The 19250-nt window shown below is 68.0% G+C and carries 14 protein-coding genes; 6 read left to right on the top strand and 8 right to left on the bottom strand.

Annotated features, from left to right (window positions below; genetic code table 11):
* Positions 1–67 precede the first annotated feature (67 nt).
* Genes BMW26_RS04545 through BMW26_RS04525 form a run of 5 tightly spaced genes read left to right on the top strand, consistent with a single transcriptional unit; the run spans position 68 to position 6950 of the window.
* On the top strand, positions 68–1375 hold the full coding sequence (locus BMW26_RS04545) for an ABC transporter substrate-binding protein (protein WP_072590886.1): 1308 nt from the start codon (positions 68–70) through the stop codon (positions 1373–1375).
* A gap of 58 nt (positions 1376–1433) precedes the next feature.
* Positions 1434–2399: a carbohydrate ABC transporter permease gene (locus tag BMW26_RS04540; protein ID WP_157538122.1), complete on the top strand. Its 966-nt coding sequence runs from the start codon at positions 1434–1436 to the stop codon at positions 2397–2399.
* Positions 2399–3286, top strand: a complete 888-nt coding sequence (locus BMW26_RS04535; protein WP_198032385.1) for a carbohydrate ABC transporter permease — start codon at positions 2399–2401, stop codon at positions 3284–3286. The genes BMW26_RS04540 and BMW26_RS04535 overlap by 1 nt, the downstream gene beginning before the upstream one ends.
* Positions 3286–5520: an alpha-xylosidase gene (yicI, locus tag BMW26_RS04530; protein WP_072590885.1), complete on the top strand. Its 2235-nt coding sequence runs from the start codon at positions 3286–3288 to the stop codon at positions 5518–5520. Before BMW26_RS04535 ends, yicI begins: the two co-directional genes overlap by 1 nt.
* Positions 5517–6950 (top strand): GH1 family beta-glucosidase, encoded by a 1434-nt coding sequence (locus tag BMW26_RS04525; RefSeq protein WP_072590884.1) that lies wholly within the window; start codon positions 5517–5519, stop codon positions 6948–6950. The genes yicI and BMW26_RS04525 overlap by 4 nt, the downstream gene beginning before the upstream one ends.
* Positions 6951–7004: 54 nt before the next feature.
* On the opposite strand, the gene BMW26_RS04520 is transcribed toward BMW26_RS04525, so the two are convergent.
* Positions 7005–7808, bottom strand: coding sequence for a hypothetical protein (locus BMW26_RS04520; RefSeq protein WP_072590883.1), 804 nt, complete (start codon positions 7806–7808; stop codon positions 7005–7007).
* A 323-nt stretch (positions 7809–8131) separates the two neighbouring features.
* Between BMW26_RS04520 and BMW26_RS04515 the strand changes: the two genes are divergently transcribed.
* Positions 8132–8980, top strand: a complete 849-nt coding sequence (locus BMW26_RS04515) for an endonuclease domain-containing protein (protein ID WP_056277363.1) — start codon at positions 8132–8134, stop codon at positions 8978–8980.
* Between the two features lie 144 nt (positions 8981–9124).
* Here the strand turns inward: BMW26_RS04515 and BMW26_RS04510 are convergent, their stop codons facing one another.
* The 7 genes from BMW26_RS04510 to gabT all read right to left on the bottom strand — a co-directional run bounded on the left by BMW26_RS04510 (position 9125) and on the right by gabT (position 19165).
* A complete protein-coding gene (locus BMW26_RS04510) occupies positions 9125–10939 on the bottom strand; it encodes an ABC transporter ATP-binding protein (protein ID WP_053099015.1) in 1815 nt (604 codons plus the stop codon).
* Positions 10936–12867: an ABC transporter ATP-binding protein gene (locus BMW26_RS04505; protein ID WP_053099014.1), complete on the bottom strand. Its 1932-nt coding sequence runs from the start codon at positions 12865–12867 to the stop codon at positions 10936–10938. Before BMW26_RS04505 ends, BMW26_RS04510 begins: the two co-directional genes overlap by 4 nt.
* Positions 12868–13138: 271 nt before the next feature.
* Positions 13139–13636 carry a methylated-DNA--[protein]-cysteine S-methyltransferase gene (locus tag BMW26_RS04500; RefSeq protein WP_056277359.1) on the bottom strand — a complete coding sequence of 166 codons (498 nt, stop codon included), beginning with the start codon at positions 13634–13636 and terminating at the stop codon, positions 13139–13141.
* Positions 13633–15132: a DNA-3-methyladenine glycosylase 2 family protein gene (locus BMW26_RS04495; protein ID WP_072590882.1), complete on the bottom strand. Its 1500-nt coding sequence runs from the start codon at positions 15130–15132 to the stop codon at positions 13633–13635. Before BMW26_RS04495 ends, BMW26_RS04500 begins: the two co-directional genes overlap by 4 nt.
* An 81-nt stretch (positions 15133–15213) precedes the next feature.
* Positions 15214–16662 carry an aldehyde dehydrogenase family protein gene (locus BMW26_RS04490; RefSeq protein ID WP_072590881.1) on the bottom strand — a complete coding sequence of 483 codons (1449 nt, stop codon included), beginning with the start codon at positions 16660–16662 and terminating at the stop codon, positions 15214–15216.
* A complete protein-coding gene (locus BMW26_RS04485; protein WP_072590880.1) occupies positions 16659–17843 on the bottom strand; it encodes an acyl-CoA dehydrogenase family protein in 1185 nt (394 codons plus the stop codon). The genes BMW26_RS04490 and BMW26_RS04485 overlap by 4 nt, the downstream gene beginning before the upstream one ends.
* Entirely contained in the window at positions 17840–19165 is a 1326-nt protein-coding gene (gene gabT, locus BMW26_RS04480) for a 4-aminobutyrate--2-oxoglutarate transaminase (protein ID WP_072590879.1), read from the bottom strand. Before gabT ends, BMW26_RS04485 begins: the two co-directional genes overlap by 4 nt.
* Positions 19166–19250 lie beyond the last annotated feature (85 nt).

Genomic DNA, 19250 nt, shown 5'->3' with positions numbered 1-19250 from the left:
ATCACAACTGAACACCCGACCCACTGAAGTGTCCGGCCCCAGGGCCACCGAGAAAGGAGTGCCGACGATGGCACGCACCACCCGCAGGACGAAGACGTTGGCGGCTCTCGCCGCTCTCACCGCGACAGGCATCGCCCTGAGCGGATGCACCGCCGGTTCCGGCGACGAGGGGGGCGGCGGCGACACCCTCAAGCTCTGGCACTACGAGGGCGCCGACAGTGCGATGGGCAAGGCGTGGGCCGAGGCGATCGCGATCTTCGAGGAGGAGACCGGCGCGAAGGTCGAGTTCGAGGAGAAGTCCTTCGAACAGATCCAGAAGACCGCCAGCCAGGTGCTCGACACGGACGCCGCCCCCGACCTCATGGAGTTCAACAAGGGCAACGCGACGGCCGGCTTCCTCGCCTCCACCGGCCTGATCGCCGACATCTCCGACGCCGTCGAGGAGTACGGGTGGGACGAGAAGCTCGCACCCTCTCTCCAGACCACCGCGAAGTACTCCGAAGACGGTGTGATGGGCGGTGACACGTGGTTCGGCGTCCCGAACTACGGCGAGTTCGTCGGCGTCTACTACAACCAGGACGCGTTCGCCGCGGCAGGGCTCGAGATCCCCACCACCTACGAGGAGTTCGTCGACGTGCTCGACGCGTTCGTCGCACAGGGAGTCACCCCTCTCGCCGAGGCCGGCGCGGAGTACCCGCTCGGACAGCTGTGGTATCAGCTCGCGCTGCTCGAGGGAGACCGCGACTTCGTCGACTCCTATCAGCTCTACGACGGAGAGGTCGATTGGCAGGGCCCGGAGGTCACCGCCGCCTCCGAGACGCTCCAGGACTACGTCGACAAGGGCTACATCGCCTCGGACGTCTCATCGGTCAAGGCCGAGGACGCCGGTGTCTCGTTCATCAACGGCACCTCGCCGATCTTCGTCTCGGGCTCCTGGTGGTTCGGACGCTTCGTCTCGGAGGCCACCGGCTTCGATTGGACGATGACGGCGTTCCCTGGAGCGGATCTCTCGCTCGGCTCGTCCGGCAACCTGTGGGTCGTCCCCGAGAACGCCGCGAACAAGGAGCTCGCGTACGAGTTCATCGACATCACGATGCGGCCGGAGATCCAGGCGATCATCGGCAACAACGGCGGCCTCCCCGTCGCGGCAGACACCGCCGACATCACCGATGAGAAGAGCGCGGCCCTGATCGAGACGTTCAACGGCGTGCTCGACGCCGACGGACTCTCGTTCTACCCCGACTGGCCCGCCCCCGGCTTCTACGACGTGATCGTCCAGGAGCTCCAGGGTCTGATCACCGGCACGCAGGACGCCGAGACGACCAACACCAACCTCGGCGAGCAGTACGACGAGGGCACGGCCGAATTCCGTTGATCCACTCGCGGGGGCGGCGACCGCACGTCGCCGCCCCCGCATCCTCCTGGAGATGAACATGTCACTCGTCACCCGCCGCGAGGGCCGCACGAAGCTGCCGCCCGAAGAGCCGTCGATCCCGCAGCGCAGCGGTGGGACCGGCGCCTACTGGATGTACCTGCTCCCGGGCTTCGTCCTGCTCCTCGTCGTCGTCATCGTCCCGCTGATCTGGAACGTGTATCTGACCTTCACGAAGTGGAAGGGCGTCCGCACACCGGAGTTCATCGGTCTCGAGAACTGGCAGAAGATCCTCACCGACAGCGACTTCTGGACCTCGTTCACGAACTCGGTGTGGATGATCATCGCCATGGTCGTGGTGCCCACGATCGTCGGTCTCATCGTCGCCGCCCTTCTCTTCGACGTCGTCGGACGCAAGTTCGGCGGCAAGGTGGGCAGCTTCCTGCGGGCGACGTACTACCTCCCTCAGATCCTCCCGATCGCCGTCGCCGGCATCGTGATCGGCTGGATCGTCCGGCCGGGTGGCGACGGTGCGCTGAACCAGATCCTCGGATGGTTCGGCATCCCCGCCTACGACTGGCTCGGCCAGATGCCCTCGGCCCTCATCGTGCTGATGGTCGTCATGGTGTGGGTGCAGCTCGGCTACCCCGTGGTCGTCTTCATGGCGGCGCTGCAGCGCGTCGACCCTGAGCTCTACGAAGCCGCCGAACTCGACGGGGCGAACTGGTTCCAGCGATTCTCCGCGATCACGATGAGCATCATCCGCCCGGAGATCTTCGTCGTCACTCTGACCTGCACGATCGCGGCGCTCAAGGTCTTCGGCCCCGTCTACATCATCACCCGCGGCGGCCCCGCCGGCGCCACCCTGGTGCCCGCGTACTACGCCTACCAGGAGTTCTTCACGAAGCGGAACGTCGGCTACGGCGCGACCATCGCCACCGTGCTGACCATCGTCGTGGTGATCGTGTCGATCATCTTCATCCGCGTGCAGAACTCGCTCGAGCGCAAGGAAAGGGCGGGTCTCTGATGCACGCCACCACCGCCATCGTCACCGGCAAGCCGGCCACCAGCCGTCCGCGCGGCGGCATGACCAAGAAGCGTCCGATCGACTGGCTCATGCTCGCCCTCGTCGTGATCGGTGCGCTGCTGATCATCGCGCCGTTCTACCTCGTGCTGGTCAACTCGTTCAAGTCGCCGGTCGACTACGCGACGTCGGGTCCGCTGGCGTTCCCCGAGACCCTCGACTTCGGCGGGATCATCAAGTTCTGGGAGAGGGTGAACTTCCCCGAGAAGGTCTGGAACTCGCTCTTCATCGCTGGCGTGGTCTCCGTCCTCGCCGTGGTCATCTCGATGCTCAACGCCTTCGCGATCGGCATCGGGCGAGTCCGCGGACGCAGCTGGATCGTGCTGCTCTTCCTGCTCGCGAACCTGCTGCCCCAGGAGGCCCTCCTCTACCCGCTCTATTACATGTTCAAGTCCGTCGGCCTGTACGACAACGTGTGGTCGGTGATCATCGTCTTCACCGTGATCCAGGCGGCGTTCGGCACGTATCTGCTGTCGTCGGTCTACGGGACGTTCCCGAAGGAGATCCTCGAGGCGGCGTCTCTCGACGGCGCGAGCCGCTGGCAGATCCTGTGGCGGGTCGTCTTCCCGATCAGCCGTCCGACCCTGTCGGTGCTGCTCATCTTCTTCTTCATCTGGACGTGGAACGAGTTCCTGATCCCGCTGACCTTCCTCGCGTCGAACGCCAACCAGACGGTCCCCGTGGCGATCAGCGTGCTGCAGGGCGACCGGCTCATGGACGTCACGACGACGAGCGCGTCCGCGCTGCTCGGCATCATCCCCACGCTCATCTTCTTCCTCATCTTCCAGCGCACCCTCACGCGCGGCATCACGGCAGGAGCAGTCAAGTAATGAAGTTCACCGACGGGTTCTGGCAGCTGCGTCCAGGGGTCACCGCGCTGTACGCGCAGGAGGCCTATGACATCGCCGAGACCACCGACACCCCCGACGGGCGAGGGATCGTCATCACGGCGCCCACCATGGTGATCGCCAAGCGCGGCGACACCCTGAACCGTCCCGTGCTCACGACCACGCTCTCCTCTCCCGCCGAAGGGGTGGTGCGCGTGCGCATCGCACACCACGAAGGCGGCCGCTGGCACGGCGGATTCGGCCTCCCCGGCGCAGGAGCGGGGGCCGCCGCCGTGTCCGTGAGCGAGGCGGGCGGCGTCCTGGATGCCGGTTCGCTCGTGGCGCGGATCACCCACGGTGCGCCGTGGGGCCTGTCCTTCGAGGTCGACGGCAGGCGTGTGACCGGAAGCGGGCACAAGGCTCAGGGTTACGTCCGGCTCGCTCCGGATGCGCAGGTGGATGCCGGAATCGTCGACAACGCCCGCCAGGGCGGCTCGACCCCCAGCGGATCCGTCTTCGTGCACGAGCAGCTCGACCTGGGAGTGGGCGAGCTCATCTACGGCCTCGGCGAGCGCTTCGGCCCGCTGGTGAAGAACGGTCAGTCGGTGGACATCTGGAACGCCGACGGCGGGACCTCGAGCGAGCAGGCGTACAAGAGCATCCCGTTCCATGTGTCGAACCGCGGGTACGGGGTTCTCGTGAACGATCCGGGTCACGTGTCGTACGAGATCGGCTCGGAATCGGTCGAGCGCGTGCAGTTCTCGGTCTCGGGAGAGGTGCTCGAGTACTTCGTCATCGCCGGTCCGACGCCGAAGGAGGTGCTCTCGCGCTACACGGCTCTCACCGGACGGCCGCCGGTGGTTCCCGCCTGGTCATACGGGCTCTGGTTGTCGACGAGCTTCACGACCGACTACGACGAGCAGACCGTCAACTCGTTCATCGACGAGATGGCGGCGCGGGAGCTGCCGGTGTCGGTGTTCCATTTCGACTGCTTCTGGATGCGGGAATTCAACTGGACCGACTTCGTCTGGGATTCGCGGGTGTTCCCAGATCCCGAGGGCATGCTGTCGCGACTGCACGACAAGGACCTGCGCGTCTGCGTCTGGATCAACCCCTACATCGCCCAGCGCTCCCCGCTGTTCCGCGAGGCCGCCGATCAGGGCTTCCTCGTGCAGCGCCCCGACGGATCGGTCTGGCAGTGGGACCTGTGGCAGGCGGGTATGGGTCTCGTGGACTTCACGAACCCCGAGGCCACCGCCTGGTACCAGTCGAAGCTCCGCGGGTTGATCGACCAGGGCGTGGACTGCTTCAAGACCGACTTCGGCGAGCGCATCCCGACCGAGGTCGTCTGGGCCGACGGCTCCGACCCCGAGCGCATGCACAACCTGTACACCGATCTCTACAATCGCGCGGTGCACGATGTGCTCGTCGACGCCCGCGGCGCGGATGACGCCGTGCTGTTCGCGCGCTCGGCCACGGCGGGCGGACAGAGCATGCCGGTGCACTGGGGCGGGGATTCCACCTCGACCTATGCGTCGATGGCCGAGACCCTGCGCGGAGGGCTGTCGCTGGCGCTCAGCGGCTTCGCCTTCTGGAGTCACGACATCGGGGGCTTCGAGGGCACTCCGGATGCCGGGGTCTTCAAACGCTGGACGGCGTTCGGCCTGCTCGGCTCGCACTCCCGCTTCCACGGCTCGAGCTCGTACCGGGTGCCGTGGGCCTTCGACGAGGAGGCCGTCGACGTGTCGAGGCGCTTCACCCACCTCAAGATGCAGCTCATGCCCTACCTCTATCAGCAGGGCATCATCGCCTCGAGAACCGGGCTGCCGGTGATGCGTCCGATGCAGCTGGAGTTCCCGGACGACCCGGCCGTCGGCTACCTCGACCGGCAGTACATGCTGGGCTCTGACCTGCTCGTCGCGCCGGTCTTCTCGGAGGACGGAACGGTGGAGTTCTATCTCCCGGAGGGCGAGTGGACGTCGCTGCTGACGGGAGAGACGGTCGTGGGCGGCGGATGGCGCCGGGAGACCCATGCCTTCGATTCACTGCCGCTGTACGTGCGCCCCGGCACCGCGCTCCCCTGGGGCGCCCGCACCGATCGGCCGGACTACGACTATCACGACGGCCTGCGACTGCGCGTGTTCCCCGGCGGATCGGGGTCGACGACGGTGACGGTCACGAGCCCCGACGGCCGTGAGAAGATCTACGAAACCGACCTGACGGAGGTGACCCGGTGACTCTCTCCCCCGCCGATGACTACCGCGGATCCGGACTCGTCCTCCCCGAGGGCTTCACGTTCGGATCGGCGACCGCCGCGTACCAGATCGAGGGTGCGGCAGACGAGGACGGCAGGACGCCGTCGATCTGGGACACGTTCAGCCGAACGCCGGGCAAGGTGTGGAACGGCGACACCGGCGATGTGGCCTGCGATCACTACCATCGCGTCGATGAGGACCTCGACCTGATGTCGGATCTCGGACTGCAGGCCTACCGATTCTCGATCGCCTGGCCGCGCATCGTCCCTGCGGCAGACGGACGAGTCAATCAGGCGGGCATCGACTTCTACTCGCGTCTCGTCGACGGACTCCTCGAGCGCGGCATCCGCCCCGTGGCGACGCTCTACCACTGGGATCTTCCGAAGTACCTCGAGGATGCGGGCGGGTGGACCTCTCGCGCCACGACCGATGCCTTCGAGCGATACGCGTCGATCGTGGGCGCAGCACTGGGCGACCGGGTGCACACCTGGACCACGCTCAACGAGCCCTGGTGCTCCGCCTACCTGGGCTACGGTCAGGGCGGTCACGCGCCGGGTCGGCACGAGCCCGCCTCCGCGCTGTCGGCCGTGCACCACCTGAACCTTGCGCACGGGCGCGCCATCCAGGCGCTCCGGGCGACGTCGACCGGTGACCCGGACTACTCGGTGACGTTGAACTTCCATGTCCTGCGGGGCGTCGGCGACGGCGCTGACGAGGCCATGCGCCGGATCGACGGTCTCGCGAATCGCGCCTTCACCCACCCGATGCTGCGCGGCGAGTACCCCGCAGACCTCCTGGACGACACGGCATCGGTCACCAACTGGTCGTTCGTGCAGGATGGCGACCTCGCCACGATCAACCAGCCGATCGACGTGCTCGGGGTCAACTACTACTCGACGGCGACCGTCCGCCTGTGGGACGGGGTGTCGGAGAAGCAGCAGAACGACGGGCACAAGGGCACGGCCGGAGGCACGGCGTGGCCGGGCAGCGATCAGCTGGTCGAGTTCGTCGAGCAGCCGGGGCCGTACACGGCGATGGGATGGAACATCGCGCCCGAGGGACTGGAGGAGCTGCTCGTCTCGCTGTCGGAGCAGTTCCCGTCGCAGCCGCTCATGGTCACCGAGAACGGGGCGGCGTTCGACGACGAGGTGGCTGAGGACGGCTCCGTCCCCGATCCCGAGCGCACCGACTACCTGCGCAGGCACTTCACGGCCGCTCATCGTGCGATCCAGCGCGGTGTCGACCTGCGCGGCTACTTCGTGTGGTCGCTCCTCGACAACTTCGAGTGGGGCTACGGCTATGCCAAGAGATTCGGCATCGTGCGCGTGGACTTCGACTCGCTCGAACGCACCGTCAAGGACTCGGGGCACTGGTATCGACAGCTGATCGCCTCACGGACGATCGGCGCCTGAGGCACCGCACTCACGTGAGCATCGAGCGCCGTCTTCGCCCTGCGGAGGCGGCGCTCAGCGCTTGTCCGGGCGTTTGCGTTCGTTCCACGCGGCGAACGCCGATGCGGCGGCGCCGGCGGCACGGTCGATCGCCTCGGCCGACCGACTGATCACATCCTGCGCGGCATCCTGCCAGGTGGACGATGCCGAGGACGCCTCTCCCGCGTGCACCCGAGCGGCGTGCTCGGCCGCTTCGAAGGCCCGCTCGAGATCGGCGACGGCGTCGCGGTATGCGGCGAAGTCCGCCGCGCTGACCCTTCCGGTGGCGGCGCGCCGCATCTCGACCGCGTGCGCTGCCGCGCGCAGATACGCCGCAGTCGCCGGCTGTCGGACGTCGGTCATCTCCGGGTAGGCGATCTGCAGCCCCGGATCGGTCTCGTAGCTCATCCAGCGCACGACGATCGCCTCGTGCTGCGCCTGAAGCCTCTCCAGGGGGCGTGGTGCGGATGCCGGCGGGATCGCCGCACGGGCGGCGTTCAGGCGCACCTGCTTGGCGCGGACGTCGGCGGACGCGGCTTTGGCGTCGTTCTCCTTCGCCCGCAGCATCCGCTTGGCACCCGCGACCTGCTCCGGGGTCGCACGCCGCGCGCTGCGTTCAGCCGAGATGCGGGCGACGTCGGCGCGCGCCAGCTTGACGGCCATCCGCCTCTCGACCGCCGTCTGCCTGGCGGCTTTGAGATCATGCCGAGCCGCGTCGTACTCGAGGCGGCGTCCGCTCTTGATACTGCGGCGACGCAGCCCGACCGCGCCGGCTGCGACACCCCCGGCTGCGGCGGGCGCGATCCACCACAACTCGACGGCGAGCAGCAGCGGATCCATACCTCGATGGTACCCAGAGCCAAGGCTCGTGTCCCTTCCCCCCTCTCCCCCTTCTCCCCTCTCCTGTCCCTCTCCCCCTTGTCCCCCTCCCCCCTCTCCCTCTCCCTCTCCCTCTCCCTCTCCTCCCTCGTGTCTCCCTCCCCACATCTGCGGCTTTGGTCACCTTCTGCGGCCAGGGCCGAACCTCACTGCCGAAGAAGCTCACCCGAGCCGCCGAAGTGGAGGGCGTGACTGCCCCTCCACATCCCGCTTCGGCAGTCGGTTCTCCTCAGGATGCGGGTAGCCGGCTTTCGAGGAGGTGGGCGGGGCGGCATCCTGAGGCGATGGATCTGAGGGAATGGCTCACTGCGCGAGGCGGCATCGCCCACCGATCGGACGCTGCCGAACACGGTTTCGCCCCGAGACAGGTTCGTGGGGCGATCCGCTCCGGAGCAGTGCGCCGACTGCGCGCCCAGTGGGTGGCCCTGGCATCGGCTCCCGACGACCTGGTGGCGGCTGCCGCGGCATCCGCGCGGCTGACCTGCGTGTCGCTCGCACGTCGTCGCGGGTGGTGGGTGCCGGATCGAGCGCCGGGCGGTCTGCACCTGCAGGTCGGGCCCAATGCGCACCGCCACCGAGATGACGCGACCCTGCATTGGGGCGCGCCGCTCGTCGACTGCGGCCCGCGGCGACTCACGGCGTCCGTCGAAGACGCTTTGGCGCACATCGCCGGCTGCTGCCTCCACGAGGACGCACGGGTGATCTGGGAGTCGGCCGTCCGCATCGAGCGGCTCGACGTCGAAGCTCTTCGACTGGTGGAATGGCGTGAGCCGCGGTCGCGCGCACTAGCCAAGGAGGTCATCGGACTGTCGGACTCCGGCCTGGAGACGATGGTGGTCGTACGGCTCAGCGGTTGGGGTGTGCCCCTGCGCCAGCAGGTCCGGCTCGCGGGTCGCCGGGTCGACATCGTGATCGGCTCACACCTGGTCGTGCAGATCGACGGATACGCACATCACTCCTCGTCGGCGCAGCGGGGATCCGATGTCGCCCATGATGCCGAGCTGCGCCTGCGCGGGTACACCGTGTTGCGCCTGTCCTATGCGCAGATCGTGCACGGGTGGGAAGACGTCGAGCGCACTCTGCAGGCTGCGATCGCGCGGGGGCTGCATCTTCCACCCCGTCAGCGCCGATGATGGCCAACGGTTCGTGCGGCCACAGTGACCTTCTGCGGCCACGACTTCTCGTCGTGGCCGCAGAAGTGCGCCCTGGCCGCAGAAGTGCGCCCTGGCCGCAGAAGACGCGGAGGGCGACAGCAGTCGCGCTCGCTCAGGCGACGGTCACACCAGCGTCTGCTGCCAGGCGGCGTGCAACTGAGCGAACTTGCCCGTGCCGCTGATGAGGGTCTCCGGGGTGTCGTCCTCGATGATCTTGCCGTGCTCCATCACGAGCACCCGGTCGGCGATCGCGACCGTCGACAGCCGGTGCGCGATGATGATCGCCGTGCGGTCCTTGAGGAGCGTCTGCAGCGCATCCTGGATCAGACGTTCCGAGGGGATGTCGAGCGACGCGGTCGCCTCGTCGAGGATCAGCACCGCAGGGTCCGCGAGGAACGCCCGCGCGAACGAGATCAGCTGACGCTGCCCCGCCGAGACTCGGCCACCGCGCTTGTTGACGTCGGTGCCGTATCCGTCGGGCAGCGACGAGATGAACTCATCTGCCCCGACCGCGCGGGCAGCCGCACGGATCTCATCCAGCGAGGCATCGGGCTTTCCGAGAGCGATGTTGTCGGCGACCGTGCCGCTGAAGAGGTAGGCCTCTTGCGTGACCATCACGATGGCGCGACGCAGGTCCTTCGGATGCAGGCTGCGCAGGTCGACTCCATCGAGCGTGACCGTGCCGATCGACGGGTCGTAGAACCGGGAGATCAGCTTCGCCAGAGTGGACTTGCCCGCGCCCGTGGTACCCACCAGCGCGATCGTCTGCCCGGCAGGGATGTCGAGCGAGAAGTTCGGCAGGATGGTCTTCTCGCCGTTGTATCCGAACGTGACCTCGTCGAACCGCACGTGTCCGCGCGACTCCCACAGGTCGACCGGCTTCTCGGGATCCGGAACCGTCGGCACCTCTTCGAGCACTCCGGACACCTTCTCCAGGGCCGCGGTGGCGGACTGGTAGGAGTTCAGGAACATCGCGATCTCCTGCATCGGCGCGAAGAAGTTGCGTACGTACAGCACGGCCGACAGCAGCACGCCGACGGTGAGGGTCTCGTTCGAGACCCTGATGCCGCCCCACAGCACGACGATTCCGAGCACGAGCGCCGCGACGCCCATCAGGCCGGGCTCGAACGTGCCGAACAGCAGCATCGAGCGTCGGTTGACGTCCCGGTAGTCGCCGGCGATCTTCTGGAAGGTCACGTCGTTGCGAGGCTCCTTGCGGAAGGCCTTGACGGCACGGATGCCGGTCATGGTCTCGACGAACTGCACGATGACCTTCGCGCTGATGACGCGCGACTCACGGTAGACGAGCTGCGAGCGCGAGTAGAACCAGCGCATCAGGAAGAACAGGGGTACGCCGCCGATCGCGAGGATGAGCCCGGACTGCCAGTCCCACACGCACAGCGCGATGAAGGTGAACAGGCCGAACAGCACGCCGGAGACGAGCTCGTTCAGCCCGCCGTCGAGCAGCTCCTTGATCGAGTCGAGGTCGCTCGTCTGACGCGAGATGATGCGACCGGAGGTGTAGGACTCGTGGAACTCCAGGCTGAGGCGCTGGGTGTGCAGGAAGATCCGCTTGCGGAGGTCGAGCAGCACCGCCTGCGTGAGCTTGGCCGCGATGATCACGTACCAGGCGATCATCGCCGCCGCGACGGCGCCGGCGAGGAGGTAGATCCCGCCGATCATGAAGGTCGGCATCCAATCGGCGCGCTCGAGCACGGCGGGCAGGGCACGGTCGAGACCGATGCTGATGAGGATCGGTCCCGCGACCTGGAGCGCCGTCGAGATGACGAGAACGATGGCCGCCAGAGTGATCTGCGGCTTCAGCGGACGCACGAGCGATCCCAGCAGTCGGAGCGACCGGCGACGGATGGCCCGGCTCTCCTCCTTGGTGTAGCTGGAGCGGTCTTCGTCCTGGGTTCCGGTGATCGCGGAGCTCATCGCTGCACCTCCTTCTCGGTGATGATGTCTTCGTCGGCGGCGTCCTGGCGGATCCCGTCCTGTACCACGGCGTCGATCTCGTCTTCCTCATCGCGGATGATCGGGATCGCGCCGGTGCGCGCCGCCTCCTCAGCCTCGAGGCTGGAGATGACGTGGCGGTAATGACGACTCGTCTTCAACAGCTCGCTGTGCGTCCCGACGGCGGTGACTCGGCCCGATTCGAGCAGCGCGACCCGGTCGGCCAGAGCCACGGTCGAGGGCCTGTGCGCCACGATCATGGCGGTCGTATCGGCCAGCACGTGCCGCAGCGCCTCTTCGACGAGAGCCTCGGTGTCGACGTCGAGCGCCGACAACGGGTCATCGAGCACGAGCACCTTCGGCTTGGCGGCGACCGCCCTGGCCAGTGCGAGACGCTGACGCTGTCCGCCGGACAGGCTCAACCCTTCCTCGCCGATGACGGTCTCGACCCCCTCGGGGAGCGAGTCCACGAAAGAGGCCTGTGCCACGTCGAGCGCTTCGCGCAGCACTCGTTCGGCCTCGTCGCTGTGCACGTCGAGATCGGCCCGTCCGAGCAGGACGTTCTCGCGCACGGTGGCCGAGAACAGCGTGGCGTCCTCGAACGCCATCGCGATGTGCTGACGCAGCTCGGCGAGCGGCAGGTCGCGCACGTCGACGCCGTCGAGCGTCACGCGCCCGCCGGTGACGTCGTAGAGGCGCGTGGGCAGGGTGGTCAGGGTGGTCTTGCCGCTGCCGGTCAGCCCCACGAGCGCCATGGTCTCGCCCGGGCGCAGCACGAGATCGATGCCGTCGAGCAGATCGCGCTCGTTCGCGCCCGCGTCCTGGTACCGGAAGTGCGCCTTGTCGAATGCGAGCTCGCCACGGGGTTCCGCGATGTGCACGGGGTTCTCGGGGTCGGTGATGCTGTTCGTCTCGGAGTAGATGTCGAACACGCGATCGGTCGCCGTGCGGGCGTCGAGCATGAACGAGAACAGGAACCCGATCGATTCGATCGGCCAGCGGAGCACGACGGCCATGGCGAAGAACGCGAACAGCTGAGCCTCGTCGATCTGTCCCTGCGAGATCAGCCAGATGCCGGACATCAAGCTCAGCCCGAACGCGATCTGCGGCATGAGATCGAGCCAGAACCAGATCGACGCGATCGCGCCGGCCTTGCTCATCTCGGTCTCACGCAGCGTCTCGGCCTGGCGACTGAAGCGGCTCAGAGCGTGCTTGCCCCGACCGAACGCCTTGAGCACGCGGATGCCGTGCACGCTCTCCTCGACGCTGGTGGCGAGGTCGCCGGCCTGGTCCTGGCTGCGGCGAGTGAGCGCGCCATAGCGCTTCTCGAAGAGGTACCCGCGGATCCAGAGCGGAATGGCGGTGACGATGAAGATCACTCCGAGCAGCCAGTGCCAGCGGAACAGGAGCACGGATCCGATGATGATGGTCAGGACGTTGACCACCAGCAGGACGAGGCCGAAGGCCAGCCACCGGCGGATCAGGCCGATGTCCTGCATCATCCGGCTCAGCAGCTGCCCCGACTGCCAGCGGTCATGGAAGGAGACCGGCAGCGTCTGCAGGCGCGAGTAGAGCTCGGTGCGCATCTTGTACTCGACCTGTGTTGCGGGGTTGAGCACGAACTGGCGGCGCAGCCAGACCATGAGCGCCTCACCCAGCGCGAGGCCGAAGACCGCGAGCGCACCCCAGGCGATCGCATCGATCGCGCCCGTCCGCACAGGACCGCGGATGATCTGCTCGAGGACGATCGGAATCATCAGTGCGATGATCGCGGCGACGAGCGCGCTCGCGGCGCCTCCCGCGAGCCGCCAGATGACGGGCTTGACGAAAGGCTTCAGGCGCCACAGTGCGGCCGGTGTGGAAAGGGAGGAGGAAGGGGAGGCGTTCTGCGATGAAGGCGAGGAAGACATGTCTCTCAGACGAGTTTCGTATGGGGAAGCGGTTGCTGAAGGCGGCAGACGCAGCGAAGGACTCTCGGAGTCCGGCATCCGGTGGTCGTGCGTGTCGGAAAGTGGCTCTAGCGGAGCGGGCGCACCGGGGTCGAGCCGAGAGCGGCGATCTGCACAGCGGCGATCGATGTCATGGTGTCCTCCTCAGGGGCTCGGCTATGTCGTCCCGGTCGGTGCGACAGCCCACCAGCCTATTCCTGTGAACAAGCTGAGCACAAGAGAGATTCCCGATTCATGCCCGCGCGGCTTCTCGCTCCAGCAGGCTCGCCTTGACGTCGAGGCCCCAGGCGAACCCGCCGAGGGTGCCATCCGATCGCAGCACACGGTGGCACGGCACGAACAGCGCGGGGGCGTTTCGGGCGCAGATCGATGCCGCGGCGCGCACGGCACGGGGGTTGCCGAGCCGCGCTGCGAACGAGGTGTAGGTCAGCGGCTCCCCCGGCTCGATCGACCTCAGCGCCGACCATCCGGTGAGCTGGAGCGCCGTGCCCGTCTGCTTCACGGCGACCGCGTCGATCGCCGAGAGGTCCCCGGCATAGAACGAGAGCGCAGCGGCAGCCGCATCCGTCTCGCCCTCGCGCACCTCCGTCGGCCGCACGGGGACGGCGAGCCGTGCGAGGATCGTCGCCTGGTCGGCCGTCCATCCAGAGGCGAGCACCCGCTGACGGTCGTCGGCGAGGATGGTGAACGGTCCGTCGAGCGTCTCGACGGTCTGGATGATGGCGTTCATGAGGCCTCCTTCACAAGGGCGGTGGTCTGTCTCGCGCTCGGCCGTCGAACCGGACGTGCGGGCGCTGCGCGCCAGAGGTGAGCACTGAGATAACTGCGCCACGGGGCAGCCCGCTCGGCCCACGCGACCAGCGGCAGCGGATCCGCCGGCAGTCCGGACGCGGCGGCCCCCGCACGAAGTGCGACGTCGCCGGGGAGCAGCACGTCGGGGTCGCCCAGCACCCGCATCCGCACGTAGTCGGCCGTCCAGGGGCCGATGCCGGGCATCGCGAGCAGGGCAGCGCGCTGCTCGACTCCGTCGTCGCCGACCGTGAGAGCGAGGCTGCCGTCGGCGAGGGCCGTGGCTGCGCCGACGATCGCCCTGATGCGGGCGGCCGGTCCGCGCAGCACCGAGGCCCCGTGCTCGGCGATCGCCGCCATCGTCGGGAAGAGCAGCCCCTGCTCCGTGCGCTCCCCCAGCGCGTCGGCGAGCGCGGTGAGGGCAGTGCGCGCGGCGACGACGGTGATCTGCTGACCGACCATGGCACGGATCAGCATCTCGTGCGGATCCGCCGAGCCCGGCACGCGGATGCCCGGAGTGCGCGCGACCAGCGGAGCGATCTCGGGGTGGGCGCTCAGCGCCTCGTCGACCGCGAGAGGGTCGGCGTCGAGGTCGAAGATCCGTCGCACGGTCGACACCAGCGGAGCGAGGTCGCCGAGCTGAGCGACGCGCGCCCGAAGGTGCAGTCGCTGCGTCGAGTCCTGATGCACTTCGAACCACGCGGGCCCGCCCGCCATACGCAGGTGCCGAGAGAAAGATGTGGTCGCGGCCTCTTCGACCCCCGATACCGCACGCGCAGCCATCCACTGGAAGATTCCGGACGCATCGAGCGGCCCGCGGTACGGGAGGACGAGGTCGATCGCACCGGGAGCAGCGGACGCCGGGGTCTTCCGTCGAGCCCTGAGCTCGCCCGGAGTCAGAGTGAACACCTCGCGGATCGTGTCGTTGCACTGCCGAATGCTCGCGAAACCGGCCGAGAAAGCCACATCCGAGATCTGCATGTCCGTGCCCACCAGCAGCATGCGCGCCGTGTGCGCGCGATGCGCCCGCGCGAGGGCGAGCGGACCTGCCCCCAGCTCGGTCGAGAGCAGTCGGGTCAGGTGCCGTGTCGAATAGCCGAGACGCACGGCGAGGCCCGACACTCCCTCGCGCTCGACGACGCCCGAGGCGATGAGACGCATCGCCCGCGCCGCGACGTCACTGCGCAGGTCCCACGCAGGCGAGCCCGGGGCAGCTTCGGGCAGACAGCGCTTGCACGCCCGGAAGCCCGCCTCGTGCGCCGCTGCGCTGGTGGGATAGAAGGTGACGTTCTGCGGCTTGGGCGTGCGCGCGGGGCAGCTCGGACGGCAGTAGATCCCGGTAGAGCGCACGGCGGTCACGAACTGCCCGTCGAAGCGGGTGTCGCGCGCGCTGATCGCACGGTATCGCTCATCGAAGTCGGTCACGGGGAAGCTCATGCCTCCACTCTGCCACCGCCCTCCGACATCGACTGGCGGAAATCGGACATCACGGTGGAGACGCTGACCCCCGCTGAGAGATCAACCCTTCAGATACACCGTCGCGGTCTCGGTGAAGAACTCCCGGGCCGCGGCGCCCTGCTCCTTCGGCCCGAGCGCACTCGCGCCGCTGCCGCCGAACGGCACGTGCAGGTCTGCGCCGGCCGACGCCGAGTTGATGTGCACGACACCCGCCCTGATGTCCTCGATCGCGCTGAGCGCATCCGCGAGACCGGTCGTGAAGACCGCGGTCGAGAGGCCGTAGTCGCTGTCGTTGACGAGCGCGATCCCCGCTTCGGTGCTCGATACCCTGCGCACGCCTATCACGGGGCCGAACAGCTCCTCCGTCCACAGCTCGCCCGGGTCGTCCTCATTCAGCTCGAACACCGACGGTGCGATGAAATAGCCGTCGTCGAGGTCGCCGGCCGCGTACGGTTGCGGAGCGACCACTGCTGTCGCAGTCGTTCGCGCGCGCGCGATGGCGGCCGCGACGCGGTCTCGCGCGGAGCCATCCACGACTGGCCCGACCTCGACGGCCTCGTCTTCGGCGTCGCCCACGACCATCCGCTCGGTCCGTGCGGCGAGCCGACGCAGGAACTCGTCGGCGACCGCGTGGTGCACGATCACCCGTGAGGTCGCGGTGCACTTCTGTCCTGCTGCGCGAAAAGCCCCGATCGCCACCTGCTCCACAGCGACGTCGAGGTCTGCGTCGGCGAGCACGAGAGAGGCGTTCTTGCCGCCCAACTCGCCCTGGAACGGGACTCCGCGGGCAGCCAGCTGCGCTGCGATGATCCTGCCTACCTTCGTGGAGCCGGTGAAGGTCACCGCGTCCACATCCGGATGCGAGACGATCGCTTCGCCGACGGCGGCCGTGCCGTTCACGAGGTTCAGCACACCCCGGGGCAGTCCAGCCTGCTCGAGCGCCTCGGCGAACCGCATCGCGAGCACCGGCACGAACGTCGCGGGTTTCCAGACCACCGTGTTGCCCCAGACCAGGGCAGGAGCGAGCTTCCACGCCGGGATCGAGATCGGGAAGTTGAACGGCGTGATCGCCCCGACGACGCCCACAGGTCTTCTGATCACGAGGATGCGCTCCCCCGGAGTCGGCGACTCGAAGACACCGCCGCTCTGGCGTTCGACCTCTTGGGCGTGGAAACGGAGGATGTTCGCTGAATGCCCGGTCTCGGCGATCGCCTCTGCGAGCGTCTTGCCCTCTTCGCGGGCGAGCTCCCGACCCCACTCGTCACGATGCGCCTCGATGATGTCGGCTGCACGGAGAAGGATGCCGGCGCGTGCGCGTGCCGGTGTGCGACGCCAACCGTCGAATGCCGCACGGGCCGCGGCATAGGCGCGGTCAACATCGGCATCCGACGCTCCCGGCCCCTCGGCGACGATGTCGCTCGGTCGGCTCGGATTGACGTCGACGAGTGCCTCTCCCCCACCCTCGACCCAGGTCCCGTCGATGAAGTGGCGCAGGGCGATGACGGTCATGATGCTCCCTCGGTGATGGTGCTGCGGAAGGCGGAGAAGCCAGTGATGTGGGCCCCCAACACGAGTGTGTGCACCTCGTCGGTGCCCTCATATGTGCGGACCGATTCCAGGTTGGCGGCGTGGCGGAGCGGCGAGTAGTCACCGGACACCCCGTTTCCCCCGAGGACGGTCCTCGCCTCCCGGGCGATGGCGATGGCCGCCCTGGTGTTGCTGAGCTTGGCGACCGAGATCTGATGCGGCGCGAGCTTTCCGGCATCCTTCAGCCTGCCGAGTCGCAGAGCGAGCAGCTGGGCCTTCTCGATCTCGATCGCCATGTCGACGAGCTTCTGCTGGGTGAGCTGGAACGCGGCGATCGGCTGGTTGAACTGGATGCGGGTGCGGGCGTACGAGAGGGCCGTGGCGTAGCTGTCGCGCGCGGCGCCGATCACACCCCAGCCGATGCCGTAGCGCGCCTCGTTGAGGCACGAGAACGGGGCGCGAAGACCGCGAGCCTCCGGAAGCTGCGCGGTCGCCGGCAGGCGCACGTCGGTGAGCGTGATGTCGCACTGGATCGATGCGCGCATCGACAGCTTGGGGGCGATCGGCGTCGCGACGAAGCCGTCGGAATCCGTGGGCACGATGAAGCCGCGAACACCGTCATCCGTCTGCGCCCAGATGATCGCGACCTGCGCGATGGAGGCGAGACCGATCCACCGCTTCGCGCCGTTGATCACCCAGCCGTCGCCGTCGCGACGAGCGAATGTGGTCATGCTCGAAGGATCAGACCCCGAGTTGGGCTCGGTGAGTCCGAAGCATCCGATCACCTCGCCGCGTGCCATGCGAGGCAACCACTCCTGCTTCTGATCCTCGCTGCCGTGCTTGTGGATGGCGCTCATCGCGAGCGAACCCTGCACCGACACGAAGGTGCGCAGACCCGAGTCGCCCGCTTCGAGCTCCATCGCGGCGAGTCCGTACTCGACCGCGCTTCGACCGGCGCAGCCGTATCCCGACAGATGCATGCCGAGCAGTCCGAGCTCGGCCAGCTCCGGCACGAGCTCGGTCGGGAAGATCGCGCGGTCGTACCAGTCGGCGATGTGGGGACGGATGCGGGCGTCGACGAAGGCACGCACACGGTCGCGCGTCGCCCATTCGTCGTCGCTGAGCATCTCGTCGAAATCGAGCAGATCGGGAACGACGGTCATGCTGCGGCCTCCTCGGCGGCGATGGAGCGGATGGAACGGCTGAGGATCTCGAGCCCGGTGTCGAGCACGGCAGGCTCGATCACGAGCGGCGGCAGCAGGCGGACGACGTTGCCGTGCGTGCCGCAGGTCAGCGTGAGCACCCCCGCCGCGTGGCAGGCGGCGGTGACGCGCTGAGCGAGGTCGGCGCGCGGCGCGAGAGAGTCGGGGTCGGCGAATTCGAGGGCCATCATCGCTCCTCGCCCTCGCACCTCGGCGATCACCGGGAGCTCGGCGAGAAGCGGCTCGAGGTGGGCTCGGATGCTCTGTTCGATGCGCGCCACGCCCGGCAGCAGCTCAGGGTCTTCGAGCACGTCGAACACGGCGAGCGCCGCGGCGCAGGCGAGGGGGTTGCCCGCGTACGTGCCGCCGAGGCCGCCCGTGTGCGCGGCGTTCATGATCTCGGCGCGGCCCGTGACGGCGCTCAACGGCAGCCCGCCACCGAGGGCTTTGGCCGTGAGCGTGATGTCGCCCGCGACCCCCTCGTGCTCGCTCGCGAAGAGGCGACCTGTGCGGCCGAGGCCGCTCTGGATCTCGTCGATGACGAGCACGATCCCGTGCGTGTCCGCGATCCGGCGGAGCCCCGGAAGGAACCCTTCGGCAGGGACGATGAATCCGCCCTCGCCCTGGATCGGCTCGACCACGAGCGCGGCGAAGTGGTCGGCGCCGTGCTCGATGACGACCCGCTCGATCTCGGCGAGTGCGGCATCGGCGCCCTCTCCACGCAGCGGGTTGGCGTTCGGCCCCCGCACGACGTCGTTCGGGAAGGGGCCGAACGTGGTCTTGTACGGGTGCTCCTTGGCGGTCATCGCCATGGTCAGCAGGGAACGGCCGTGGTAGGCCTCGTCGATCACGAGCACCCCTGGTCGGCCGGTGTGCGCCCGGGCGATCTTCACCGCGTTCTCGACGGCTTCGGCCCCCGTGCTGAACAGGGCGGTGCGCTTGTCGAAGTCGCCGGGCACGTGGGCGTTGAGCCATTCGGCCACTCGCACGAACCCTTCGTACTCGGTCACCATGAAGCAGGTGTGGGTGAAGAGGTCGAGCTGGGCGGCGACGTTCTCACGCACTCGAGGATTCGCCGCACCGACGCTGGTGACGGCGATCCCCGAGGCGAGATCGATGAGCGTGTTGCCGTCGACGTCCTCGAGCGTCGAGGTGCCGGCGCGCGCGATGAAGACGGGAAGGGTGATTCCGAAACCGGAGGCGACGGCGGCGGTGCGCTGAGCGTGCAGCTCGCGCGAGCGCGGGCCGGGAATCTCGGTGATCAGATGCGGAGCGGAGGTCATGAGGTCGACGCTAGATCGCGCCGGAGGCGATAGGGGCAACACTTCGCCCAGTCTTGATGCTCACCCTGTGCGTACTGCACAATGG

This window comes from Microbacterium sp. 1.5R (assembly GCF_001889265.1).
GTDB lineage: Bacteria > Actinomycetota > Actinomycetes > Actinomycetales > Microbacteriaceae > Microbacterium.
The sequence above is the reverse complement of the archived record's forward strand: the minus strand, read 5'-3'. Positions and strand labels throughout refer to the sequence as shown.